Source organism: Microbispora sp. ATCC PTA-5024 (genome assembly GCF_000511135.2).
Lineage (GTDB): Bacteria > Actinomycetota > Actinomycetes > Streptosporangiales > Streptosporangiaceae > Microbispora > Microbispora corallina.
The window spans coordinates 842,939-867,210 of record NZ_KI866525.1; the positions used below are offsets into that span (position 1 = coordinate 842,939).

A 24,272-nucleotide genomic window follows, 5' to 3' on the forward strand; every position below is an offset into this window, starting at 1 on the left:
GTCCTCGCGTCGGCGGCGGCCGCCTTCGTGCTCGTGCCCTCCCTCCTGGGCCGCCCCGGCGACCGCGGCCCCGGCGGCGGCGCGACCACGACCAGCACGGCCTCGGCCCCGGCCACCACCCGCACCGGGACGACCGCCGGCGCCACGGCCACCGCCCTGCCGCCGTTCGGGACGCCCGTCCACCCGCCGCTCGCCGGGCACGGCAACGACGTCCGGTCGATCGCCGTCGGCGCCCTGAACGGGACGCCCATCGCCCTCACAGGCAGCGACGACACCACCGCCCGCGTGTGGGACCTCGTCCGCGGAACCGCGCTGGGCGCGCCTCTGGAGGGCCACACGAAGTGGGTGCGCGGAGTCGCGCTGATCAGCCTGCACGGCGCCCAAGTGGCCGTCACCGCGAGCGACGACGCCACCGTACGGGTGTGGGACCCCGCCACCGGGAAGCAGATCGGCGACCCGCTCACCGGGCACACCGGGGGCGTCAAGACCGTCGCCACGGGGGAGCTGGACGGCACCCCCGTGGCCGTCAGCGGCGGCGAGGACGGCACCGTGCGTATCTGGGACCTGGCCGCGCATCGGCAGCTGGGCGCGCCGCTGAGGGGGCACAGGGGCACCGTGTGGTCGGTGGCGCTCTGGACGCTCGGCGGCACGCCGGTCGCCGTCACGGGCGGCGAGGACGGGACGGTACGGATCTGGGACCTCAGGGCCCGGCGCCAGATCGGCGCTCCGCTCACCGGGCATCGCGGCCGGATCCGGGCGGTGGCCGCGGGCGAGCTGGACGGCGCCCCTGTGGCCGTCAGCGGCGGGGACGACGCGACCGTCCGCGTCTGGGACCTCGCCCGCCACCGGCAGGCGGGCGAGCCGCTCACCGGGCACACCGCGCCCGTCTGGTCGGTCTCGCTCGGGAGCCTGGGCGGCGACCCGGTCGCCGTGACCGGCGGTGAGGACCGGACCGTGCGCGTGTGGGACCTGCGCGCCCACCGGCCCCTGGGCGCGCCGTTCCGGGGCCACACCGACATCGTCTGGTCGGTCGCGTTCGGGCTGCTGCCCGGCGGGCCGGTGACCGTCAGCGGCGGCAGGGACGGGTCCGTACGCGTCTGGAGCCTCGCCTCACGGTGACCCGGCCCGAACTTCAACAAAGGGTGAAGTCGGTTAGCCTGGGGCCGTGGATCGGACGCCGGGCAGGGGGCGCGAGCTCACGGTCGGGGAGCTCGCGGAGCGGAGCGGGGTGCCGACCTCGGCCCTGCGGTTCTACGAGCGGCAGGGGCTCATCCACAGCCGCAGGACGGCGGGCAACCAGCGCCGCTACACCCGCGACACGCTCCGCCGCGTCGCCTTCGTCCGGGTCTCGCAGCGGGTCGGCATCCCGCTCGCGCGGATCCGCGAGGCCCTCGCCCTGCTCCCCGAGGAGCGCACCCCGACCCGCGAGGACTGGGCGCGGGTGTCGCTGTCGTGGCGGGAGGACCTGAACAGCCGGATCCGGCAGCTCGAACGGCTCAGGGACGACCTGACCGACTGCATCGGCTGCGGCTGCCTCTCCCTGCAGCGCTGCGCCCTGGCGAACCCGTACGACCGGCTGGGCCAGGAGGGCCCCGGCCCGCGCCGGCTGCTCACCCCCTGAGCGCCGCCTCGAGGCGCGCGTGACGAGGATCCGGGCCGCCTCGGCGGCGCCGGGGGGACTCAGGCGTCGATGTGGTCGCGGTCGACCTCGGCGGCGCTGCCAACGATGAACTCGCGCCGGGGGGCGACGTCGCTGCCCATCAGCAGGTCGAAGATGCGCTCGGCCGACTCGACGTCCTCGATACGCACCCGCCGCAGCACGCGGTGGCGGGGGTCCATGGTCGTCTCGGCCAGCTGGTCGGCGTCCATCTCGCCGAGGCCCTTGTAGCGCTGGACGGGGTCCTTCCAGCGCTTGCCGCGCCGCTCCAGGTCGCGCAGGACCTTGTGCAGCTCGGCGTCGGAGTAGGTGTAGACGTACTTGTCCTGGCCCCGCCCGGGGTTGGTGATCTCGATGCGGTGCAGCGGGGGGACCGCCGCGAACACCCGGCCGGCCTCGACCATCGGCGTCATGTACCGGTGGAAGAGCGTCAGCAGCAGGCAGCGGATGTGCGCCCCGTCGACGTCGGCGTCGGCCATTAAGATGATCTTGCCGTACCGGGCCGCCTCGAGGTCGAACGACCGGCCCGAGCCCGCGCCCACGACCTGGATGATCGCGGCGCACTCGGCGTTCTTCAGCATGTCGGCGACGGACGCCTTCTGCACGTTGAGGATCTTGCCCCGGATCGGCAGCAGTGCCTGGAACTCCGAGTCGCGGGCCAGCTTGGCCGTGCCGAGGGCCGAGTCGCCCTCCACGATGAACAGCTCGCTGCGGTCGACGTCGTCGCTGCGGCAGTCGACCAGCTTGGCCGGGAGCGCCGAGTTCTCCAGGGCCGACTTGCGCCGCTGGTTGTCGCGGTGCTCACGAGCGGCGATGCGCGCCTTGGCCGCCGCGACGACCTTCTCCAGGACGGCCCGCAGCTGCTGCTTCTGCCCGCGCTTCGGGTTGGCGAACAGCCCCTTGAGCTCCCGCCCGACCACGTGGGCGACGATGCGGCTGGCCGCGGCGGTGCCGAGGACCTCCTTGGTCTGGCCCTCGAACTGCGGCTCGGGCACCCGCACGGTCACGACGGCCGTGAGTCCTTCGAGGATGTCCTCCTTGGTGACCGGCTCGTCGCCGTTCTTGAGCAGGCGGGTCTCCCTGAGCTGCTCGTTCACCGTGCGGACCAGCGCTCGCTCGAAGCCCGCCACGTGGGTGCCGCCCTTGGGCGTGGCGATCACGTTGACGAACGAGCGGACGGTCGTCTCATAGCCCTTGCCCCAGCGGATGGCGACGTCGACCGTGAGCTCCCGCTCGATCTCGGTGGGCGTCATGTGGCCCTGCTCGTCGAGCACCGGGACGGTCTCGTGGAAGTGACCCACGCCCTGGAGCCTCAGCACGTCGCAGACGGCCTCGTCGCGGGCGAGGAACTCGGTGAACTCGCTGATGCCGCCGTCGAAGCGGAAGGTCTCCTCGGACGTCTCCTCGCCCCGGCTGTCGCGGACGAGCAGGGTCAGCCCGGGGACCAGGAAGGCCGTCTGCCGCAGCCGGACGTGGATCTCGTCGAGCGAGACCTCGGCCTCCGGGAGGAAGATCTGCCGGTCGGCCCAGAAGCGGACCCGGGTGCCGGTGACGCCGCGCCCGGCCCTGCCGCCGTCGCGCAGGCCCGACTTCTTGCGGAACCTGGCCGTGGGGCCGTCGCCCTCGAACACGCCGGGCACGCCCCGGCGGAAGCTGATCTGGTGGACCCGGCCGTCGCGGTCGACCTCCACGTCGAGCCGGGACGACAGCGCGTTCACGACCGAGGCGCCGACGCCGTGGAGGCCGCCGGAGGCGCCGTACGAGCCGCCGCCGAACTTCCCGCCCGCGTGGAGCTTGGTGTACACGAGCTCGACACCGGGGAGGCCGGTCTTGGGCTCGACGTCCACGGGGATGCCGCGCCCGTCGTCGCGGACCTCGATGGACCCGTCGGCGTGCAGCTCTACCTCGATGCGGGTGCAGTAGCCCGCCAGGGCCTCGTCGACCGAGTTGTCCACGATCTCCCAGAGGCAGTGCATGAGGCCACGGGTGTCGGTGGAGCCGATGTACATCCCCGGACGCTTGCGGACGGCCTCGAGGCCCTCCAGCACCGAAAGATGCCGGGCCGTGTACCCCGTCTCCGCGCGAACCGCCGTCACTCCGAGCTCCCACTTGTCAATCGAACACGCGTACGCAGCCTATCGCCACTCCCACGTTTGTACGCGTACAAGCTTGCCAGGCACAGCTCCCCACGCGCCCAAACCGCTGTGATCCGCGTCACTTTCCGGATCATTCTGCTCTCGGCGTAGTCGCAGCATGATTGGGAAGCCCCCCATCCGGTTAGATGTTGTCCCAAGTGACTGACGCCAACGTCCCCACGTCGTGGGGCGACCCGAAAGGCGATACGTGACTGGAGCTCTCGCCCCCATCAAGCCGCTGACGGCCCTGGACCGGTGTGACCGGTGCGGTGCTCAGGCCTACATCCGCGCGACCCTGCCCGTGGGTGGGGAGTTGCTGTTCTGCGCCCACCACGGGCGTCAGCACGTGGCTGTGCTGCGCGACAAAGGTGCTGAGATCCAGGACGAGTCGGCACGACTCAGTGAATCCCCCGCGTCCGCCCCAGAAGACGAACGCTGACCATAGACGGCGTGCCCGGGTGAGCTGATCACCCGGCGCGCCGTCGCCGTACCCGGGCCACCCTGTAGTGGTAGCGGCCGGCGACGGCGAACCCCGCCCGCTCGTAGAGCGCGCGGGCCGCCGCGTTGGCCTCCGTCACCAGCAGGTACGCCCGGGCGGCGCCCCGCTCGCGCCCCCAGTCCAGGAGGGCGCGCAGCACGGCCGCGCCCAGGCCCGTGCGCCTGGCGGGCGGCTCCACCGCCATGCAGTACACGCCGAGCCACTCGCCCTGCGGGACGGCCCGGCCCACCGCGTCCCCCCGGTCTCCCGGCAGGAGGGCGTAGCCGGCGGACACCCCGGTGAGGATGCGCGCGGCCCAGTCCCGCGCCGGGACTCCGTCCGTCTCCGGGTGCCGGCCCCCTTCCACCGACCACCACACGCGCAGCCACCGCTCGTCGGGAGCGTCTTTCATCCGCGTGCCCGCCCCGCCGCCCGTGCTCTCCGGGATCGGGACCGTCATGACGAGCGTGGGGTCCACCAGGCCGTACCCCCGCCGTTCCAGCTCGCCGTCCAGCCCCTCGGGGGCCCGCGGGCCGATCGAGAACACGCACGGCAGCCCGAGCGAGGCGTAGAACTCCTCGGCCTCGTCCACCGCCCGGCCCAGGTCGCCGGGCGTCCCCAGCGGCAACACCGAGTTGGCCCGCTTGGTCACCCCGCCCGCGTGCCGGTAGACCCAGCCGCCCGCCTCCACCCGGCCCGGGGCCGGCCACGCCTCACCGACGAGCCGGTCGAACGGTGATGTTTCAGCACGCACCCCGGCAGCGTAGCTGACCTGCACTGCTGGGTTTAGGACTCGTTACGGGGGCAGTTGGGCGCCGTCTCAGTCTCCTGACCCCTAAGGAGCGGCGATGTCCTTGTCGCGCAGGAGCCGTACCGGCATCGTCGTCCTGGCAGGCGGCCTCGCCCTCGCCGCGTGCGGCGGCGTGGGCTCCAAGAACGCCACGTCCCAGGGCGGCGGCTCCGCCGCCCTGACCACCATGGGCTTCGGCCTGCCCGACGAGATCGCCACGACCCGTGTGGACGCCTTCAAGAAGGCCCACCCGGAGGTGAAGCTCACGATCAACCAGGGCCAGTTCGACGAGCAGGCGTTCCTGTCGTCGGTGGCGAGCGGCGACCCGCCGGACGTGGTGTACCTAAGCCGCGACATCATCGGCACCTACGCCGCCCGGGGCGCCATCCAACCGCTGGACGACTGCGTCGCCCGGCAGAACATCCCCATGTCCGACTTCTATCCCGCGGCCCAGCAGCAGGTGAAGCTCGGCGGCAGATGGTACGGCGTGCCGGAGTTCTACACCTCGATCATCCTGCTGGTGAACGACAAGGCCGCCAAGGAGGCCGGCGTCGACCCCGGGAGCATCGACACCTCCGACTGGGACGGCCTGGCCGCTCTGGCCAAGAAGATGAACAAGGTCTCCGGCGGCAAGATCCAGCGCTTCGGCTTCTACCCCAAGCTGCCCGAGTTCCTCCCCCTGTGGGCCAAGGCCAACGGCGCCGACCTGCTGTCGCCCGACGGGAAGACGGCCCATCTCGACGACCCCAGGGTGGTCGAGGCGCTCGACTACGCCAACGGCCTGCTCAAGGACCAGGGCGGCTGGACGCGGCTCAAGGCGTTCACCGACACCTTCGACTACTTCGGCGACAAGAACCCGATCACCGAGGACCAGATCGGCATGATGCTGACCGAGCAGTTCCTGGTCACCTCGATGGCGGGCACCTCGCCGGACGCCGAGATCACCGTGCTGCCGTTCAAGGACCGGCAGGGCAACCCCGTCAACTACGCCGGCGGCAACGCCTGGGTCATCCCGAAGGGCGCCAAGCACCCCGACGTCGCCTGCCAGTGGATCAAGACGATGACGTCGGCCGACACGTGGATCGCCGCGGCCAAGGCCAGGGCCGCCAAGCGGGCCCAGGAGGGCAAGGCGTACCCGGGCACGTTCACCGCGAACGCCAAGGCCGACCAGGCGATCTTCTCCCAGGTCGTGAAGCCCGGCGGCCACAGGCCGTACGACGAGGCCACCAGGACCATCCTGGCCGTCCAGGACAAGGGCTTCGTCGTCCCGCAGTCGGGCGCGGCGTCGGAGTTCCGGACGGCGTGGCTGGACGCGGCGACGCGGGTCATGCAGGGCCGCCAGGACGCGCGGGCGGCGCTCGCCCAGGCGCAGCAGGAGGCCACCAGAGCCATCCAGGCGGCGGGCTGAGCCGTGGCACACCGACCGCCCGGCCGCCCGGAGACCCGCTGGGCGTACGTCTTCCTGCTTCCGTGGCTGATCGGCCTGGTCCTCTTCCAGGCCGGTCCCATGGTCGCCAGCCTCGTGCTGTCGCTCACCGACTACGACCTGATCTCGCCGCCGAAGTTCGTCGGCCTCGGCAACTACGCACAGATGGCGCAGGACCCCAAGGTCGCCAGGGCCATCGCCAACACGGCGTTCTACACGGTCCTGCACGTGCCGCTGGCCGCGGTGATCGCGCTGGCGCTCGCGCTCATGCTCAACCGTGTCACCGGCCGGGCGGCGGGCGTCTTCCGCACGGTCTTCTACCTGCCGTCGATGACGCCGTACGTCGCGGTGGGCGTGCTGTTCCTGTTCCTGCTGAACGGCCAGGCGGGGCTGGTCAACCAGTTCCTCGGCCTGTTCGGGATCGACGGGCCGCAGTGGACGACCGACCCGGCCTGGGTCAAGCCCGGCATCGTGCTCATGTCGCTGTGGAACCTGGGCTCCACCACGATCATCCTGTTCGCCGCCCTGCGGAACGTGCCCCGTGAACTCCACGAAGCCGCCATGATCGACGGCGCCGGGGCGTGGCAGCGGTTCCGCTCGGTCACCGTGCCCATGATCAGCTCGGCCCTGTTCTTCGTGGTGATCATCAATACGATCTCGTCGGTGCAGATGTTCGACCAGGTCTACACCATGTTCTTCGGCAACCAGTCGGCCCAGCACTCCTACGGTGACGCGGCCCTGTTCTACGTCGTGTACCTGTTCCAGCAGGGCTTCCAGTTCCTGCACATGGGGTACGCCTCGGCCCTCGCCTGGGTGTTGTTCCTGATCATCTTGGTGATCACCGTCATCCAGGTGAAGGTGGGCAACCGCTTCGTCTACTACGAGGCCGAGCCGCGGGGCTCGACGGAACGGGAGTCCCGATGACCGGCACCACGACGGGGACCGCCACCCCGGCGGGGCCGCTCGCCCGCCCGGCCTCCCCGGCCGCGGCGGCGCGTGACGACCGCCCCGGCGGCGCCGGCACCCGCAAGGCGTTCTTCCTCGTCATGCTGGCCGCCGCGTCGGCCGTGTTCCTCTACCCGTTCGTCTGGCTGGTCGTGGCCTCGCTGAAGCCGCGGGACCGGACGTTCGCCGACCCGTTCCTCCCCTGGCCCCGGCCGTTCGCGCCGCAGAGCTACGTGGACGTGTGGCACGCCGCCCCGATGACGGCCTGGCTGGTCAACACGGTCGTCGTCGGTTTCATGGCGGCCCTGACCGTGACCGTGTCGAGCGCGTTCGTGGCGTTCGGGTTCGCGTACTTCCGCTTCCCGGGCCGGGGCGTGCTGTTCGGCAGCGTGCTCGCCACGATGATGCTCCCGGCCGCCGTCACGCTCGTGCCGACGTACCTGATCTGGAACGCGGTCGGGCTGACCGGCACCCAGGTGCCGCTGTGGGCGGGCAACGTGTTCGGCTCGGCGTTCTACATCTTCCTGCTGCGTCAGTTCTTCCTGGGCATCCCGCGGTACGTCTTCGAGGCGGCCCGGGTGGACGGCGCCTCCTACCTCGACCTGTTCTGGCGGATCGCGCTGCCGCTCGCGCGGCCCGCGCTGATCATCGCGTTCGTCTTCGAGCTCAAGGCGAGCTGGTTCGACCTGATGAAGCCGCTGATCTACCTGCAGGACCCGCAGCTGTTCACGCTCCCCCGGGGCCTCAAGGCGATCGTCGACCAGTTCTACCAGGGCGGGGATCCCAAGTGGGAGATCGTGCTGGCCGCCGGCGTGATCACCACGCTGCCGCTGATCGCGATCTTCTTCGTCGGGCAGCGCTACTTCGTCCAGGGCATCGCGACCACGGGGCAGCGGGGCTGACCGGGCGGACCGCCTCGATAGGCTCTGTGGTCGTGCTCATCCTGCTGCCGCCGTCGGAGGGGAAGGCCGCCCGGGGGACCTCGTCGGTCCGGCGGCTCGGGTTCCCCGAGCTCGACTCCCCGCGCGAGAAGGTCCTGGACGCGCTCGTCGCGCTCTGCCACACCCCGCAGGCGCCCGGCGTGCTCGGCCTGACGGAGGGGCAGGCCGGCGAGGTCGAGCGCAACCGCGCCCTGCCCGCGGCCCGGACCCTCCGCGTGGCCGACCTGTACACCGGCGTCCTCTACGACAACCTCGGGTTGCGGACGCTGTCCCCCGAGGCCCGGCGCCGCGCCGACCGACGCATCGTGATCTTCTCCGGCCTGTGGGGGCTGCTGCGGCCCGCCGACCGCGTCCCGCCGTACCGGCTGTCCATGGGCGTACGGCTGCCGCCCATGGGCGGCCTGGCCGCGTTCTGGCGGCCCGCGATCACCGCCGCGCTCGCGCCCGTGAAGGGCCTCGTCGTCGACATGCGCTCGGCGACGTACGCCGCCGCCTGGCAGCCGGGCGAGCGTTCCGTGGCCGTACGGGTGCTCCGGGACGCCGGCGGGACCCGGACCGTCGTCAGCCACATGGCCAAGGCGACCCGGGGCGCCGTGGCCCGTTCGCTGGTCGAGAGCCCTGACCGGCCGGAGACGCCCGAGGACCTGGCCGCGATGCTGGCGGACCTGGGCCACCGGGTGGAGCTGGGCGACCGGCGGACCCGCGGCGGCCCGCGGACGCTCGACGTGATCGTGACGGAGTGACCGAGGCCGGGCGGGTCAGCCGGAGACGAGGTTGAGGCGGGCGCACGCCCGGCGGTAGTGCTGGCCGGGATCGCCGAGGTGCGACCAGGGCAGGCGGCTGAAGCGGCCCGCCGTCCTGGCGAGGTGGCCCCGGGCCGGCCGGCGCAGGTCGGCGAGGTAGAAGGCGGCGCCGAACGCGTTGTGCGCCTCGATCGACCGGGGATGGGGGCCGCCCAGTCGGCGCTCGGACCACTGCCCGGCGGCGGCGACGATCTCCCGCTGCACGTCGAAGGCGAACCAGCCGCCCCGCGACATCGGGGTGCGATCGGAGGCGACGTTCTCGAAGTGGGCCAGCGGCACCAGGGCCGGCAGGGGGCTCCCCTCCGGCGCCCGGGACGCGGCCGCCCGGGCGAAGTCGAGCATCTCCTGCCCGGTGCCGCCCCAGCCGGGCGACAGTGTGATCATCCGGGCCACGGCCGCCGGGTAGAGCGTGGACCAGCGGCGGGTGCACTCGTACCAGACGGAGTCCTTGTCGGCGCGCGGCCGGTCCAGGCCCAGCGCCAGCCACATCAGGCCCTCCCACGGCACCGGGTCTCCGGGGGCGAGCGCGGCCGCCGTGAGCAGCGGCTGGCGGGCGCGCTCCATCGCGCTGTGAAACATCCGCAGCCGGTCCGCCTGGACGGCCCGGGCCCGCACGTCCGGCTTGAGCTCCCAGGCCTCCTCCAGGCGGGCCCGGCCCAGCCAGAGCCACAGGTCGGGGTTGCCCTGGTCGTAGGCCACGAGCGCCTCGACGGCCCGGCTCGACCCGATCAGGGCGCGCGACAGCGCCTCCACCCTGAGCGATCGGACCTCCGGGTCACCCCGGCTCGCCACGAGCGCCGACGCCCCTGCCGCCAGATCACCCCGATGGGCGGCCTCGACCGCCGCATCGAGGATGGTGTCCGCCCACGGGCGGCTCGGGATCACTCGTGGCCCCCGAGCACGCGCCCGATCCACTTCGATCACTCCCATGAGGCGCGAGCCTAGGAGTGTCACCGTGCCTACGGCGCTACCGGGATGTTACGTGAACGTTAACCGCGTTTCCGGGCGAGACGGCTCCGTCGCCGCCCGGCCGAGCCCGGGTGTGTCCCTCGGATCACGCCGGCCGGGGCCGGGACGATCCAGGGGACACGGCCCGGGTCCGTCAGTCGAGGTAGTCGCGCAGGACCTGCGAGCGCGACGGGTGGCGCAGCTTGGACATGGTCTTCGACTCGATCTGGCGGATCCGCTCACGCGTGACGCCGTAGACCTTGCCGATCTCGTCGAGCGTCTTCGGCTGGCCGTCGGTCAGGCCGAACCGCATCGACACCACGCCCGCCTCCCGCTCCGACAGCGTGTCGAGAACGGAGTGGAGCTGCTCCTGCAGGAGCGTGAAGCTGACCGCGTCGGCCGGGACGATGGCCTCGGAGTCCTCGATGAGGTCGCCGAACTCGCTGTCGCCCTCCTCGCCCAGCGGCGTGTGGAGGGAGATCGGCTCGCGGCCGTACTTCTGGACCTCGATGACCTTCTCCGGGGTCATGTCCAGCTCGCGGGCCAGCTCCTCCGGCGTGGGCTCGCGGCCGAGGTCCTGCAGCATCTGCCGCTGGACGCGGGCCAGCTTGTTGATCACCTCGACCATGTGGACCGGGATGCGGATGGTCCGCGCCTGGTCGGCCATGGCCCGGGTGATCGCCTGCCGGATCCACCAGGTGGCGTACGTCGAGAACTTGTAGCCCTTGGTGTAGTCGAACTTCTCGACCGCGCGGATCAGGCCCAGGTTGCCCTCCTGGATCAGGTCCAGGAAGAGCATCCCTCGGCCGGTGTACCGCTTGGCCAGCGAGACGACCAGACGGAGGTTGGCCTCGAGCAGGTGGTTCTTGGCGCGGCGGCCGTCCTCGGCGATCCACTCCAGCTCGGCGCGGACGTCGACAGGGAGGCTCTCGCCGTCGGTGGCGAGCTGCTCCTCGGCGAACAGGCCGGCCTCGATCCGCTTGGCGAGCTCGACCTCCTGCTCGGCGTTGAGGAGGGGCACCTTGCCGATCTGCTTGAGGTAGTCCTTCACCGGGTCGGCGGTGGCGCCGGCCGCGGCCACCTGGGCCACGGGAGCGTCGTCGTCGTCGTCGGTGAGGATCAGCACCTCGTCCTCGGACTGGGCGATGGCCTCGGGCTTGGGCTCGTCGCCTTCGGTCTCCGCGTCGGCCTCGGTCTCCGCGTCCGCCTCGGCCTCGACCTCTGCCTCGATCTCGACGTCCTCGACCTCGAGGTCGAAGTCCTCGATGTCGACCTCGCCGTCGAGGTCGATATCCTCGTCGTCCTCACCGGCGACGGCGGACTTGGGCTGGGGCTCGGCCTTCGGGGCCTTGAGCTCGGGACCCGTGGCGGGAGCCTGCGGGGCCTCCTTGTCGGGCGCGGCCTTCTTCGCGGGCGGCGCGGGCTTGGCGGGCGCCTTGGCGGCGGGAGCCGGCTTCGCGGGCGCCGGCTTGGCCGGGGCCTTCTTCGCGGCGGGCTTGGCGGCCGGCGCGGAGTCGGTCACCACGGCGGTGACGGTCTCCGGCTGGGACTCCTTCGCCGCGGCCGATTTCGTGGACTTCTTGACGGGCGCGGGGGTGCGGCGCTTGGCTTGACCTCGAGACCGCTTGGGCGCCGCCGCGGAGTCCGCCGCGGTCACCACGACGGTCACACCCTCCTTGCTGAGGCTGCGCAGGAATCCAGCGGCTTGCGACAACGGGATGTCCGCTTCCTCGAAGGCCTTGCGGACGTCCTCAGACTCGAGGAAGCCCTGCGAGCGGCCGCGCTCGAGGAGCTGCTGGATCACTGGCTCGTTCAGCTCCGACGGCTTCGAGCGAGTCGAACTTGCAGGCGACACGAACACCTCTCGAACGAACGCATGGCGAGAATGGACCCAGGTGCTTCTTCTTTTCCGGTGGTGTGGTCGCGCGGACCGCGACATGCCATTGTGGCACGCCACGGCACCTGATACGGCCGCGTCCCGCCGGTTGCTCCTCCACCCTAGGCCGACCGAGACACTAGTGCGTACGGAAGGAGGTCACCGATACCCGAAAGCAACCGTTATGACTGTTTCATTCAGTCACTCTTCGTGGTGGGCGGCACGTGAACCGCCAGGACCGTTACGTCATCATCCTGTTCATACCCGGACAACATGCGGTCCACCAGGAAATCGAGCAGCATATGCGGGCTGCTCACAACTTCCGGGGGCGCCTCGGCCACCGAGGACGAAAGCTCCCTGAGTCCGGCGTCCAGCCCCCTCTTGCGGTTCTCGACGAGGCCGTCCGAGTACAGGACGGCCGTGTGGCCCGGCGGCACGCAGAAGCGGAACTGCTTGCGGCTGGTGGCCCAGCCGAGCGGCGTGCCGGGCTCGGTCTCGTGCAGCAGCCCGACGCCCTGGGGGGAGACCAGCAGCGGCGGCGGGTGGCCGGCCAGGGCCAGCGTCCCCTCCCCCGTCGAGGGCTCCACGACCATGTACGCCAGGGTCGTGACCTGCTCCTCCTCCTCGGTCGCCTCGAAGACCCGGTCGAGGCCCGTGAGGACCGCCGCCGGGGGCGGGTTGGTCAGCGCGAGCGCCCGCATGGCGTTGCGGATCCGGCCCATGCCCGCGGCCGCCTTGACGCCCTTGCCCATGACGTCCCCGACGACCGCCGCGACCCGGCCGTCCTGCAGGACGAACGCGTCGTACCAGTCGCCGCCGACCTGGACGTGCCGCGAGCCCGAGCGGAACCGCTGGGACAGCACCAGGCCCCGCACGACCGGCAGCCGGTCGGGCAGCAGGCTGCGCTGCAGCGTCTCGGCGGTGCGGTGCTCGCGCTCGAACAGCGTCGCCCGCTCCACGGCGAGCGCGCACTGGCCGGCCAGGGCCTCCAGGAAGACGCCGTCCTCCTGGGAGATCTTCTGGGTGCGGGTGAAGGAGAACCGCAGGGCGCCCAGGGCCCGCCCGGCCGCCAGCAGCGGCAGCCCGACCCAGGCCCGCTCGTCGGTGTGCGAGAGGAAGGCGCCGATGTGCTCCTCCTCGGCGCCGGCGTCCACCAGCAGCGTCCGCAGGCTGGCCGGGGCCTCAGCGAAGACCGGCCGCCGGCTGTTGACGGCCATGGTCATCACGTTGGCGTGCGACAGCTCGATCTCCTCGCCCGGCGCGTCCGGGATGCCGCCGCTGTTGATGACCTTCAGCGTCGCCCGGTCGGGGTCGAGCAGGGCCACCGCGGAGTGGTCGGCGGCCAGGGCCGTGCGGCCGACGTCGATGATCACCTGGACGACCTGCTCGACCGTGAGCGCCTCGGCGAGCTGGGCCGTCGCGCCCTGGAGCCGGGCGGTGCGCAGCGCGGCCGCGCCGAGCTGGTCGGTCAGGCGGCCCCGCATCTCCTCGGCCTCGCGCTGCGGCGTGACGTCGGTGTTGGCGCCGACCCACTCCACGACGCGGCCGTTCCTGATGATCGGGACGGCCCGCACCTCGAAGTGCCGGTAGCCGCTGGCCCGGGTGCGCACCCGGTAGCTCCACTCGAACATGGTGCGGCCGCGCAGGGCCTCCCGCCACGCCTCCTCGGCGCCGGGCCGGTCGTCGGGGTGGACGGCGTCCAGCCAGCCGTGGGCGAGGTACTCCTCCAGGCCCTGGCCGGTGATGGCCCGCCACTGCGGGGCGTCCTCGACCACCGTGCCGTTGGGCTGGGTGATCCACACGAGCTGCTGCTGCGACTCCACCAGCGAGCGGTAGCGCTCCTCGCTGCGCCGCAGCTCCTCCTCGTTCGTCTGGCGCTCGGTCAGGTCGACGCCGAACAGGGCCGTGCCCAGCATGGCGCCGTCGCCGTGCATGGGGAAGAACGAGACGGTCCAGTGGCGGGTGTCCCCGTTCTCCGCGCGGGTGAGGAGACGCTGGTCGGTGACGGGAAGGCCCTCCTCGGCGATGCGGCGGAGGGCGGCGTCGATGATCGCGGTCAGGTCGACGGACAGCAGCTCGGCGGGGAGCCGGTCGAGATGCTGCTCGACAGGGTGGCCCGTCAACTCGGTAAAGGTCGTGTTGACCCGGACGAACCTGCCCGTCGGGTCGAAGAAGGCGAAGGCGAAAGGAGCCTCCGACATCAGGCCTCTGAAGAGGTCGGAGTCTGAGATGTCCAAACCGGACTCCCGGGGACGGGGCACGGAGGTTTCGGCGCTCATGGTCGGCACCTCCGTCGCGTGCCAGGGTCTCCCACGAGGCACATCTCCATAACTGTGATTGGTAGCGCAGATCTGCCCTACATCATCGGCGATCGGCATGCGCGGACGGAAGCCCCGCCCGCCATGCGGTCAACGCATCCTGTCAAAAGACCGGCACCTCGCGCAGGAAGATCCGGCCTACTTCTTGGCCGCCCGCTTCGCTTCCTGCTTGGTCGCGCGGACCAGCTCGAGGCTCGCGGCGTCCACGACGTCGGCCACCGACCGGTGCACCCCCTCCTCGCCGTACGGCCCGGCCGCCTCGCGCCACCCCGCCGGCCGCACACCGCGTTGCTTGCCGAGCAGGGCCAGGAAGATCTGGGCCTTCTGCTTGCCGAAGCCCGGCAGGGCCATCAGCCGGCGCAGCAACTCGGCACCGTCGCCGACATCTTCCCACACCTTCTCGGCGGCGCCATCGTAATGCTCGACGAGATAGGCCGCGAGGGTCTGGACGCGGGCGGCCATCGACCCCGGGTACCGGTGGACGGCGGGTTTGGCCGACAGCAGCGCCGCGAACTCCGCGGGATCGAAGGAGGCGATCTCATGGGCGTCCGGGTCGTGCCCCAGCCGGTCGGCGATCGTCCGGGGGCCGGCGAAGGCGCGCTCGAGGGGTATCTGCTGGTCGAGCAGCATGCCGATCAGCAGCGCGAGCGGGCTGCGGTCGAGCAGCTCGTCGGCCTGGGGGTCCTGGGCGAGCCGGGTGCGCATGCGACCAGCTTGGCACGCCGGTACGCCGGACACGCCCGGAAGGCTTGACAGTCCGGCGGAAAGTTGTGGAATAAGGGGCGGCAGGTCCCCATTCAGCGAGGAATGCAGTCCATGCCCGTACTCGCAACACGAATCAGTGGCGGCCCATCATCGGAGCCGGGGCTCCGCCCCCTCCTCGAAGGCGTCATCGCCCGCCTGGCCGCGGAATTCCTGACCGTCCCCCTCACCACCGTCGACCGCTGCGTCGTGGACGCGTGGGCGTGCGCCGAGCACCTCGGGCTCGACGTCACGCCCGAGATCGCCGAGCGCGTGGCCCGTGAGCACCTCCTGGGACTGGTGAACTCCGCTCCGCCGTCCCGCATGTGAGGCGCGCGCCTGAGGGCCGCGCGCACGGCCCGTACGGCAGGGCGTCCGCGGCCGGACGCCCACCGGCGGCCGCGCGGCGCCTCGCGCCCGTCCGCCGGTCTCCCCCGGAGGGAGGCCGCGGACGGCTCCCGCACGTGAGCGCGGTGGGCGCCGTGGGCGCCCACATAACGGGGAAGTCACCGGCCCGCGTTCCTGATGTAGTTTCCCGCGGGAATGCGAGAGGGTGGAGTCCGTGAACGACCGGAGCGAGATCGAGTGAGCCGTCGGCACCGACGAGACCCCAGGGAGACCAGGCCGCCGGACGACGTGTTCGCGGAGATGCTGCTGGCGGCCCGGGAGCTGCTCGCCGTCCGCACTCCCCTCGACGCCGAGCTCATGGTGTCCGACATGCTGGGCGCCTGGTGGGGCCGGCGGCTGCGCGGCGGCGACGTCGAGCAGATCCTCGGCGAGGGGCTGGTGGACTACGCCGCTAAGGCGGGCACCCCGGCCGCGCTCACCCTGCTGATCTCGGTCGCCTACCTCGGCACGGCCCGGCAGGCCGCCAAGGCGGAGGGCGCGGCGCTGGCGCTCATGGAGTCCGACGTGGCCCGGCCCCGCTGGGCCGACCGGGTCGGCGCGGTCAAGCCCGCCGGCTGCTACGTCTCCAGGGACGTGTACGGCGACCAGGACACCGTGTTGTGCACGTTCGCCTACAACGGGGAGGACACCCACGCCCTGGTCGTGGTCGTCGACTACAACATGGGCGGGATGGCCCGCGACGCCTGGGTGTCGTCGCAGGTCGACAAGCTGCTGGAGCAGGCCAGGCTGGAGGCCGCGGCCAACGCGCTGCTGCGGTTCGAGGACATCGAGCCCCAGCAGGCCCGGGCGCTGCTGGAGTTCGCGATGAAGGCGACGGGGGCGGCCGCCACGGTGCGCAAGGGCCCGAGGCTCGTGAGCGACAGCTACAGCGCCTACCACGCGTTCGCCCGGGCCAGGATCAAGGCGCTGCCCCCGGGGCGCATGCGGCCGGCCCCCGCCCACACGGAGGCGCCGTACAGCCGGGACCGGAGGGCCATGCTGGCCGCCGAGTTCCTCGCCTCGGACGCGGCGGAGAACCTGTCCGACCCGTCGGCCGCCTCCCGGTGTACCGACCACATCATCGACTACGGCTGCGACCAGGACTTCAACCGCCCGATGCGGGTCAGCCCCACCAAGTGCGAGACGTTCCTGCTCGACTGGCTGCCGCGCAAGGTGCTGCTGTCGCCGGGCGAGCAGGACGCGATGCCGCACGTGCTCTCGGCGTGGGTGCGCTTCGCCGGGCCCCGCATCGGGCTGCCGGAGCAGGGCGTGCGGGCGACGCTCGACGCGGTCTGGGAGGCGACGGCCCGGTTCACCGAGGCGTACCGGGACCCGACGACCTTCGGCCTGGACCGCTCCCTGGTGCACCGGCTCCTGCCCGACGGCGACCTGTCGGCGCTCGCGCGGCGGGCGTTCGCGTTCCCGCTGCTCCAGGGCATGCGCGGCTCGACCAACCTCGACCTGCTGAACCCGGCCGACGAGGCCGACCGGCGGATCCTGCTGGAGATCGACCACGCCGGCGAGCTCGGCCGGGCCGATCTGGAGGAGCACCTGGCCTGGCACGAGGAGATCGCCTCCCGGCTGTGGGTGGGCGACCCGCCGCAGCTGTGGGAGGCCGCCCAGCGGCTCGCCGACCTCGGCCACGACCGGCACGACGTGCTGCACGTGCTCATCGAGATCGCCGAGCGGATCGGCGACCACCCGGACGAGCTCGCGGCCGCCCTCGACGACATCGCCGACATCCCGGACGAACCTCCCATTTAACAGCTCACCTGCGGAAACGGTCCGATCTTCTCCTCCCGTTGAGGCAGGATGTAATCGAGGGGCGCGGCCGTGTCCGCAGGGCGCGGCGGAGGAAGCAGGGAGGTGGCCGTGGTCATCGATCTGAACGCGGATCTCGGTGAGGGCTACGGGATCTGGCGGCTCGGGGACGACGAGGCCCTCCTCGATCTGGTCACCAGCGCCAACGTGGCCTGCGGCTTCCACGCGGGCGATCCGGTGATCATCCGGCGCACCTGCGCGGCGGCGGTCGACCGCGGCGTGGCGGTCGGGGCCCAGGTCTCCTATCGGGATCTCGGCGGATTCGGCCGTCGGGAGATGGAGGTGGACCCGGAGGAGCTGTGCTCCGACGTGCTCTACCAGATCGCCGCGGTGGACGGCATCGCCCGCTCGATGGGCGGCCGGGTGGCGTACGTGAAGCCGCACGGCGCCCTCTACAACCGGGTGTGCCGCGACGTGGTGCAGGCCGAGGCGGTGGTGGCCGCCGTGGCGGCCTACCGGGCGCCCGGGGGCGCGCTGCCCGTCCTCACGCTGCCGGGCTCGGCGGTGCTCGACGCGGCCGCCCGGTACGGCGTGCCGACCGTCGCCGAGTGCTTCGCCGACCGGGCCTACTCGCCATCGGGGAGCCTCGTGCCACGAAAGGAGCGCGGGTCGGTGCTCGACGACCCGGAGGAGGTGGCGGCCCGGGCCGTCCTGATGGCGCGGGACGGCGTGGTGACGGCGGCCGACGGCTCCCGGGTGCGGGTCGACGCCAGGTCGGTCTGCGTCCACGGGGACACGCCGGGCGCGGTGCGGATCGCGGCGGCGGTGCGCAAGGCGCTGATCGACGCGGGCGTCTCGGTGGAGCCGTTCGCGTGACGATCCGGGCGGCGGGCGAACACGCGCTGCTGGTGGAGACCGGCTCGCTGGAGGCGGCGCACCGGCTGGACGCGCTGCTGCGGATCAGCCGGCCGGCGGAGGTGGAGGAGATCGTCCCCGGCGCGGACACGGTGCTGGTGGTGGCCCCCGGCGCCGACCGGCCGCGGCTGGCGGCGCTGCTCGCCGGCCTCCTCCGTACGGCCGGGGAGCCGCCCCGGCCGTACTCGGGAGAGGGCGGAACCGTGGAGATCCCGGTGGTGTACGACGGGGAGGACCTGGAGGCCGTCGCGGAGCTGAGCGGGATGACGGTGGACGAGGTGGTCGCCCGGCACGCGGCGTCCCGGTTCGTGGTGGGCTGGCTGGGCTTCGCCCCCGGGTTCGCCTACCTGGTGGGACTCGACCCGGCGCTGCACGTGCCCCGGCTGGAGGTGCCGCGCACCGCGGTGCCGCCGGGCTCGGTGGCGATCGCCGGGCCGTTCTCGGCCGTGTACCCGTCGGCCTCCCCCGGAGGCTGGCGGCTGCTGGGCCGCACGGACGCCAGGGTATGGGACGCCGCGGCCGACCCCCCGGCGATGCTCCCGCCCGGCACACGCGTCCGGCTGCGCCCGTGAGCGGGCCCCGGGAGCCCTCGGACGGCGGGACGACCGTCGGGCGGTGGGCCGAGGTGGTGAGTCCGGGGCCGTACGCGACCGTGCAGGACCTGGGCAGACCGGGATACGCCCATCTCGGCGTGCCCCGCTCCGGGGCGGCGGACGCCCCGAGCCTGCGCCTGGCGAACCGGTTGGTCGGCAACCCCGAGGGCGCGGCCGGCATCGAGGCGACGTTCGGGGGGACGGCGCTGGCGTTTCCTGAAGGCGCGTGGGTCGCCGTGACCGGCGCGGCCTGCCCGGTGACGGCGGCGGGACGCCCGGCGGCCATGGACTGCCCGGTCTGGGTCTCCCCGGGCGGCGAGCTCCGCCTGGGGACGCCGAGGGAGGGCCTGCGGACGTACGTCGCCGTGCGCGGGGGCGTTGCCGTCCCGGCCGTGCTGGGCAGCCGGTCCACCGACTCCCTGTCGGGCCTCGGGCCGCCGCCGCTGCGGGCGGGCGCCGTGCTGCCGCTGGGCCGCGCCGGCGCGTCCGCCCCGATCGTGGACCAGGCGGCGCGGCCGCCGGTCCCCCGGCCGCCGGTCGTGCGCGTCCTGCCGGGCCCGCGCGACGACTGGTTCGAGCCGGGTGCGCTGCGGGCCCTGTGCTCCGGGCCGTACGAGGTCACGTCGGAGAGCAACCGGGTCGGGGTGCGGCTGAGCGGGGCGCCGCTGAGGCGAGCCAGGGCCGGCGAGCTCCCCAGCGAGGGCATGCCGCTGGGGGCGGTCCAGGTGCCCCCGGAGGGCCGGCCGATCGTGTTCCTGGCCGACCACCCGCCCACCGGCGGCTACCCCGTGATCGCCGTCGTGGCGTCCGTGGACGTGGCCCTGGTGGCCCAGCTCCGGCCGGGCGACCGGCTCCGGTTCCGGCTGCCCGGCATGCCGGCGCGCCTGTGAGGTCTCACGCGGCGTAGCCGATGTCCTCGTACCGCATGGTGTAGAAGCCGTTGGCGCCGACGTTGGCGAGCGCGGAGCGGACGGCCACGGTCTGCGGGCACTGGTACAGCGGCAGGACGTTGAGCTTCTTCCAGATCAGCGCGTCGGCCTGGTTGACCAGGCCGAGGATCTTGGAGGTGTCGAGCGCGCTGCCCGCCTGGTACATGGCCTGGTCGATCTGCTTGCTGCCGCTCCGCCCCAGGTTGGAGTACCACCGGACGTCGTCACCCTTGACGCTCTCGCCGTTCACGTAGATGTCGAACGCGCTGGAGATCGGGTACGGCGTGCTCGGGTACGCGAAGGCGGCGATGTCGAAGTCGCCGGGGATGAGGTGCTTGCTGAAGAAGTCGTCGAACGGCACGGTCTGCACGGTGACGCGGACGCCGACCCGCTGGAGCATGAGCCGGGCGACCTGCGCCTCGTTGTCGCTGATCGCGACCCCCGCCGGCACGACGAACCGCAGCGCGAGCGGCTTGCCGTTCTTCGTGCGCTCCTTGCCGTTCGTCTTCCATCCGGCCTGGTCGAGCAGCCGGCCCGCCCGCTTGGGGTCGTACACGCCGAGGGGGCCCGCGTTGGCCCGGTAGCCGTGCTGGTCGTTCATCAGGAAGTGGTTGTCCAGCGTGACGACCGGCCAGCCGAGGCCCTTCAGGTCGAGCTGGGTGAGGGCCCTCCGGTCGAGGGCCGCGGCGACGGCCTCGCGGACGCGCACGTCGGACAGGGCCTCGCTCTCGCCGTTCAGCGTGAACTGGCGGTACTCGGTGCCCGCGGCCTGCCGGATCACCGCGTCCCAGGCGTCCCGGACGTGCGAGTAGTCGTCGGCCGAGGGCGCCACCTCGAAGACGTCCACCTCGCCCTTCGTGAACGACCGGACCATGCCGTCGGGCCGCATGGTCTGGAACACGATGCGGTCGAGCTTCGACCGGTTGCCCCACCAGCCGGGGTCGCGGACGACCGTGACGGTCCTCGCCTTGGAGTCGAGCCGCTCCAGCTTGAACGGGCCCGCGGTCACCGGGATCCGGTTCACCCAGTCGGCGTTGAACGCGTCGGGCGAGCCGTTGGTCGCGGCCGGGTACAGCGGCGTGAACAGCGACTGCCACTCGTTGAACGGCTGGCTGAGCGTGACCACCACCTCGTGGTCGCTCGACCCCCTGCCCACGCTCAGGATGTTCTCGTACGCGATGGCCGCGTCGACCCGGTAGGCCTTGTCCCTGCCGCTCAGCGCCTTCCACTGGGCGGCGAAGTCGAGCCAGGTGATGGGCTTGCCGTCCGACCACCGGGCCTTCGGGTTCAGCGTGTAGGTGACGACCTGGTGGGGCGCGGTCGCGGTGACCCGGGCGTTGGTGACGTAGTCGGTGTCGATCGACACCCGTCCCCGCTCGTCGGAGCGGAACGTCCGCGGCATCAGCCCCTCCATGACGGTCTGCACGGTGGTCGTGTCGCCGTCGATGTGGTTCTGGTTCCACTGGCTCGGGAAGTCGCCGATCCCCCAGCGCAGGGTCCCGCCGTCCCGCACCCGCTCGCGCGGCAGCGGGTTGATGTCGTACGCCTTGACGGGAGAGGCGGCCGACCCGCCGTCCCGGTCGCCGGGCGGGGACACGGCGCCGCAGCCCCCCGCGGCCCAGAGCGCGAACATGGCGGCCAGAACGACGGGCCATCGAGCTCTCACGTGCTTCTCCGATCCCTCCGGCTACTTACCGCGCTAGATTAGTAGCAGAATGTAATCGGCACCGGCATCGGGACACGCACCAGAAGAGGGGTGTTTCCGGTCAAGGTCAGGACAATTCGTCCACGGCGCTCCGCACGTCATCGCTCGTGATCGTGGTGAGCTCGGCGGCGTTCGCCGAGCCCTGGGCCGCCAGCCGCACGTCGCGGCGCAGGGCTGCCCTCTCGTACAGCGACCGGGCGAAGCGGCCGTTGCCGAGCCCGTCGATGAGGCCCTCCCGGCAGACCCAGTCGAACACGTCGGCGAGGTCCCGGGCGGCGGAGGCGTCGAACCGGTCCCCGGCCGCCGCCGCGAGCAGGCGGGCGATGTCGGCCAGCTCGACCGGCGAGTACGACGGGAACGACACCCGCTGGTTGAACCGGGACGCCAGCCCGGGGTTGGTCGCGAGGAAGGCGTCCATCTCCCGCTCGTACCCGGCCAGGATGATCACGAGCCGGTCGCGGTCGTCCTCGGCCCGCTTCAGCAGCGTCTGCACGGCCTCGGCCCCGAACGCGTCGCCCCCCGAGTAGCCCGCGTTGACCAGGCCGTACGCCTCGTCGATGAACAGCACGCCGCCGAGCGCCCGGTCGACGAGCTCGTTCGTCTTGATCGCGGTGGCGCCGAGGTGCTGGCCCACCAGGTCGGCGCGGGAGGCCTCGACCACGTCGGGGCGCGCCAGCAGCCCGAGCGCCGAGAAGATACGGCCCAGGATGCGGGCGACCGTCGTCTTGCCCGTGCCCGGCGGGCCCACGAAGACGAAGTGCCGCATCTGCGACTGCACGGGCAGGCCCTGCTCCTGGCGCATCCGCGCCACCTTGAGCTGGGCCGTGATGGCGTGGACCTGCCGCTTGACCGGCTCCAGGCCGGCCATCCTGTCGAGGTCGGCGAGCGCCTCGTCGAGAGTCGGCGTCGCCTGGTAGCCGCGGTAGCGCGCGGTGATCTCATTGAACGCCTTGAGGACGTCGCCGGCGGTCACCGTGAGCAGGTCCTCGCTCCGCGGCGCCCCGCCGGCGCTGACCACCCGGACGTCCCGGGCCTGGGCAGCGGCCTCGGCGAGGCTGCGGGCGAACCGGGCGTTGCCCAGCTCGTCGACGAGCCCCCGGCGGTTGACGTCCTCGTACAGGCCGCGCAGCACGGGACGGGCGTCCGGGGCGAGCAGGTCGCCCCGCCTCGCCTGCAGCGCCTCGGTGATCTCCAGCAGCTCGCCCGGGCTGTAGCTCGGGAAGCGCACCCGGCTCGCGAACCGGCTGGACAGGCCGGGATTGGACGACAGGAAGGCGTTCATCTCCCGCTCGTAGCCGGCCAGGATGACGATCAGCCGGTCGCGGTCGTCCTCGGCCCGCTTGAGCAGGGTCTGCACGGCCTCCGCCCCGAACCGGTCCGGCTGGCCGTCCCCGGAGTTGACCAGCCCGTACGCCTCGTCGACGAACAGCACGCCGCCGAGGGCCCGCTCGATCAGCTCGTTGGTCTTGATGGCGGTCGCGCCGAGGTACTCCCCCACGAGGTCGGCCCGCTGGGCCTCGACCACGAACGGGGTGTCGAGCAGCCCGAAGGCGTAGAAGATCTTGGCCAGGGTGCGGGCGACGCTGGTCTTGCCGGTGCCGGGCGGGCCGACGAAGACGAAGTGCCGCATCGGCGGCTCGTTGGCGAACCCGGCCTCCTTGCGGAGCCGGGCCGCCTCGATCGACGCGGCGATGGCCCGCACCTGCTCCTTGACCGGCTCCAGCCCGATCATCGCCTCCAGTTCGCCGAGCGCCTGCTCGACCGTTATCGGAGGAGGGGAGGTGCGGTCGCCCGCGGCCTGGTGGTGCCCGCCGGCCCTGGCCCGCTGCTGGATCTGCGTCTCGCCTCCGGCCGGCTCCCGTTCGATCTCGGCCCTGACCTTGCGGGCCAGCACGAGCCGGTAGACGAGCACGGCGGCCGCGGCCGCCGCGGCCCCCCACAGCGCGACGGGGGTGGACACCGGCGACAGCGCCACCGCGAGCGCGGCCGCGGGCACGAGCGCCATCAGCGTGGTGAGCCACGGCGGGACCCAGCGGATCAGGTGGGCGGCCCCCGCGACCAGGACGCCGAGGGCCATCAGCAGGCTGGGCGCGGGAGACTCGCCGCCGAACGCCATCCGGAACAGCGGCAGCAGCAGCCCCCACCCCGCGAAGACGAGCACGGTGGCCGCGGCGCGCGGGTAGCTCAGCGCGAGCGCGACGAACGCGAGCACCACGACCGCGTAGACGAATGTGGCCGCCAGCGGCCAGTTGAGCGCGGCGGCCATTCCCATCGTGGCGACGAGCACCACTACGAATAGTGCACGTCGCGCGAATGGCGGAAGGCGGAAATACCGGAAACGAACCTGTTCGAACAGATCCCGTGCCGCAGTCCGACTTAACAGGCCCGCGGCCCGTGCCCTGTCGGAGTCCCGCATCGACGCCTCCCCGCTTCGCCCCCGGTTATACCGCACGGAAAGGCGGAATGGGTGGACCTACCTCGTGCGGGCCTGGTGGCGGCCGGGATACTCACGCATGAGAACTTGCCGGGGAGTAACACGCAAAACATCGTTGTCCGGAACGGCGACGCCCCGGACCTCGGCCCAGAAACGCGGGTCGCCGACGAAAAGGACCACCCGGGGATCGCGCTCGACGGCGTCCCATGCCTCGTCGCCCGCGATCAGCCGGAACTCCCCGGACGCGCTGACCGAGGTCACCGCGCTCACGGCCAGCGCCCGCGGTCCCTCGGGCTCGTTGTAGGCCAGCACCACGCTGCGCGAGTACGTCGCGGCGTGCCTGACCTCGTCGCTCAGGCCGGTCGAGGGGGTGGCGTCGCCGGGGATCCGCGTCCCCCGCGACTCGGAGGGCACGAGGGAGCCGCGCCACGGGCCCGGCCCGCCGCGCCACCACGCGCGGCCGGCCCGGGCCGCGAACGCCACCGCCACG

At 72.5% G+C, this 24,272-nt stretch carries 20 protein-coding genes and 1 pseudogene; 12 read left to right on the top strand and 9 right to left on the bottom strand.

All coding sequences use genetic code 11. From position 1 onward, the window contains the following. Positions 1–1,119: WD40 repeat domain-containing protein (locus tag MPTA5024_RS40195; protein ID WP_198167467.1), on the top strand; the 1,119-nt coding region annotated here is incomplete at its 5' end. Positions 1,120–1,165: 46 nt separating this feature from the next. Next, positions 1,166–1,621, top strand: a complete 456-nt coding sequence (gene soxR / locus MPTA5024_RS29795; protein ID WP_036330534.1) for a redox-sensitive transcriptional activator SoxR — start codon at positions 1,166–1,168, stop codon at positions 1,619–1,621. A 59-nt stretch (positions 1,622–1,680) separates the two neighbouring features. Here the strand turns inward: soxR and MPTA5024_RS29800 are convergent, their stop codons facing one another. After that, positions 1,681–3,753, bottom strand: a complete 2,073-nt coding sequence (locus MPTA5024_RS29800; protein WP_036330537.1) for a DNA gyrase/topoisomerase IV subunit B — start codon at positions 3,751–3,753, stop codon at positions 1,681–1,683. 247 nt (positions 3,754–4,000) lie between these two features. On the opposite strand from MPTA5024_RS29800, the gene MPTA5024_RS43920 reads away from it, so the two are divergent. After that, positions 4,001–4,231, top strand: coding sequence for a DUF7455 domain-containing protein (locus MPTA5024_RS43920; protein ID WP_036330539.1), 231 nt, complete (start codon positions 4,001–4,003; stop codon positions 4,229–4,231). A 28-nt stretch (positions 4,232–4,259) separates the two neighbouring features. Here the strand turns inward: MPTA5024_RS43920 and MPTA5024_RS29805 are convergent, their stop codons facing one another. Beyond that, on the bottom strand, positions 4,260–5,024 hold the full coding sequence (locus MPTA5024_RS29805) for a GNAT family N-acetyltransferase (RefSeq protein ID WP_036330994.1): 765 nt from the start codon (positions 5,022–5,024) through the stop codon (positions 4,260–4,262). Positions 5,025–5,118: 94 nt separating this feature from the next. On the opposite strand from MPTA5024_RS29805, the gene MPTA5024_RS29810 reads away from it, so the two are divergent. From MPTA5024_RS29810 to MPTA5024_RS29825, 4 genes are read left to right on the top strand one after another with little or no spacing between them, the layout of a single operon-like run. Continuing rightward, positions 5,119–6,468, top strand: coding sequence for an ABC transporter substrate-binding protein (locus MPTA5024_RS29810; protein ID WP_157099800.1), 1,350 nt, complete (start codon positions 5,119–5,121; stop codon positions 6,466–6,468). Positions 6,469–6,471: 3 nt separating this feature from the next. Continuing rightward, positions 6,472–7,410: a carbohydrate ABC transporter permease gene (locus MPTA5024_RS29815; protein ID WP_036330543.1), complete on the top strand. Its 939-nt coding sequence runs from the start codon at positions 6,472–6,474 to the stop codon at positions 7,408–7,410. Continuing rightward, the gene (locus tag MPTA5024_RS29820) at positions 7,407–8,333 is read left to right on the top strand and encodes a carbohydrate ABC transporter permease (protein WP_198167468.1); all 927 of its coding nucleotides are present in this window, start codon (positions 7,407–7,409) and stop codon (positions 8,331–8,333) included. Before MPTA5024_RS29815 ends, MPTA5024_RS29820 begins: the two co-directional genes overlap by 4 nt. Before the next feature lie 32 nt (positions 8,334–8,365). Then, entirely contained in the window at positions 8,366–9,115 is a 750-nt protein-coding gene (locus tag MPTA5024_RS29825) for a YaaA family protein (RefSeq protein ID WP_036331000.1), read from the top strand. 15 nt (positions 9,116–9,130) lie between these two features. Here the strand turns inward: MPTA5024_RS29825 and MPTA5024_RS29830 are convergent, their stop codons facing one another. The 4 genes from MPTA5024_RS29830 to MPTA5024_RS29845 form a co-directional block, all read right to left on the bottom strand. Beyond that, entirely contained in the window at positions 9,131–10,105 is a 975-nt protein-coding gene (locus MPTA5024_RS29830; RefSeq protein ID WP_036330545.1) for a hypothetical protein, read from the bottom strand. Positions 10,106–10,277: 172 nt separating this feature from the next. Continuing rightward, positions 10,278–11,978 (bottom strand): RNA polymerase sigma factor, encoded by a 1,701-nt coding sequence (locus MPTA5024_RS29835; RefSeq protein ID WP_036331002.1) that lies wholly within the window; start codon positions 11,976–11,978, stop codon positions 10,278–10,280. A gap of 218 nt (positions 11,979–12,196) precedes the next feature. Beyond that, on the bottom strand, positions 12,197–14,278 hold the full coding sequence (locus tag MPTA5024_RS29840; RefSeq protein ID WP_036330547.1) for a SpoIIE family protein phosphatase: 2,082 nt from the start codon (positions 14,276–14,278) through the stop codon (positions 12,197–12,199). Positions 14,279–14,455: 177 nt separating this feature from the next. Beyond that, positions 14,456–15,022 (bottom strand): HhH-GPD-type base excision DNA repair protein, encoded by a 567-nt coding sequence (locus MPTA5024_RS29845; RefSeq protein WP_036330549.1) that lies wholly within the window; start codon positions 15,020–15,022, stop codon positions 14,456–14,458. Positions 15,023–15,133: 111 nt separating this feature from the next. Here MPTA5024_RS29845 and MPTA5024_RS29850 point away from each other — a divergent pair, with 111 nt between their 5' ends. The 5 genes from MPTA5024_RS29850 (at position 15,134) to MPTA5024_RS29870 (ending at position 19,604) form a co-directional block, all read left to right on the top strand. Further along, complete coding sequence (locus tag MPTA5024_RS29850) at positions 15,134–15,388, top strand: hypothetical protein (RefSeq protein WP_036331004.1); 255 nt, start codon at positions 15,134–15,136, stop codon at positions 15,386–15,388. Between the two features lie 318 nt (positions 15,389–15,706). After that, a complete protein-coding gene (locus MPTA5024_RS29855) occupies positions 15,707–17,209 on the top strand; it encodes a hypothetical protein (RefSeq protein WP_036331006.1) in 1,503 nt (500 codons plus the stop codon). Positions 17,210–17,317: 108 nt separating this feature from the next. Further along, positions 17,318–18,082 (top strand): LamB/YcsF family protein, encoded by a 765-nt coding sequence (locus MPTA5024_RS29860; RefSeq protein ID WP_036331008.1) that lies wholly within the window; start codon positions 17,318–17,320, stop codon positions 18,080–18,082. After that, positions 18,079–18,693 carry a 5-oxoprolinase subunit B family protein gene (locus MPTA5024_RS29865; protein WP_036330550.1) on the top strand — a complete coding sequence of 205 codons (615 nt, stop codon included), beginning with the start codon at positions 18,079–18,081 and terminating at the stop codon, positions 18,691–18,693. Before MPTA5024_RS29860 ends, MPTA5024_RS29865 begins: the two co-directional genes overlap by 4 nt. Further along, positions 18,690–19,604, top strand: a complete 915-nt coding sequence (locus MPTA5024_RS29870) for a biotin-dependent carboxyltransferase family protein (RefSeq protein WP_051458833.1) — start codon at positions 18,690–18,692, stop codon at positions 19,602–19,604. The genes MPTA5024_RS29865 and MPTA5024_RS29870 overlap by 4 nt, the downstream gene beginning before the upstream one ends. Before the next feature lie 4 nt (positions 19,605–19,608). Here MPTA5024_RS29870 and MPTA5024_RS29875 read toward each other — a convergent pair whose 3' ends face one another. From MPTA5024_RS29875 to MPTA5024_RS29885, 3 genes and pseudogenes are all read right to left on the bottom strand, one after another. After that, a complete protein-coding gene (locus tag MPTA5024_RS29875; protein WP_036330551.1) occupies positions 19,609–21,309 on the bottom strand; it encodes an ABC transporter family substrate-binding protein in 1,701 nt (566 codons plus the stop codon). A 106-nt stretch (positions 21,310–21,415) separates the two neighbouring features. After that, on the bottom strand, positions 21,416–23,764 hold the full coding sequence (locus tag MPTA5024_RS29880) for an AAA family ATPase (RefSeq protein WP_084370103.1): 2,349 nt from the start codon (positions 23,762–23,764) through the stop codon (positions 21,416–21,418). Positions 23,765–23,821: 57 nt separating this feature from the next. After that, a pseudogene (locus tag MPTA5024_RS29885) lies at positions 23,822–24,272 on the bottom strand (hypothetical protein); the annotation flags it as partial.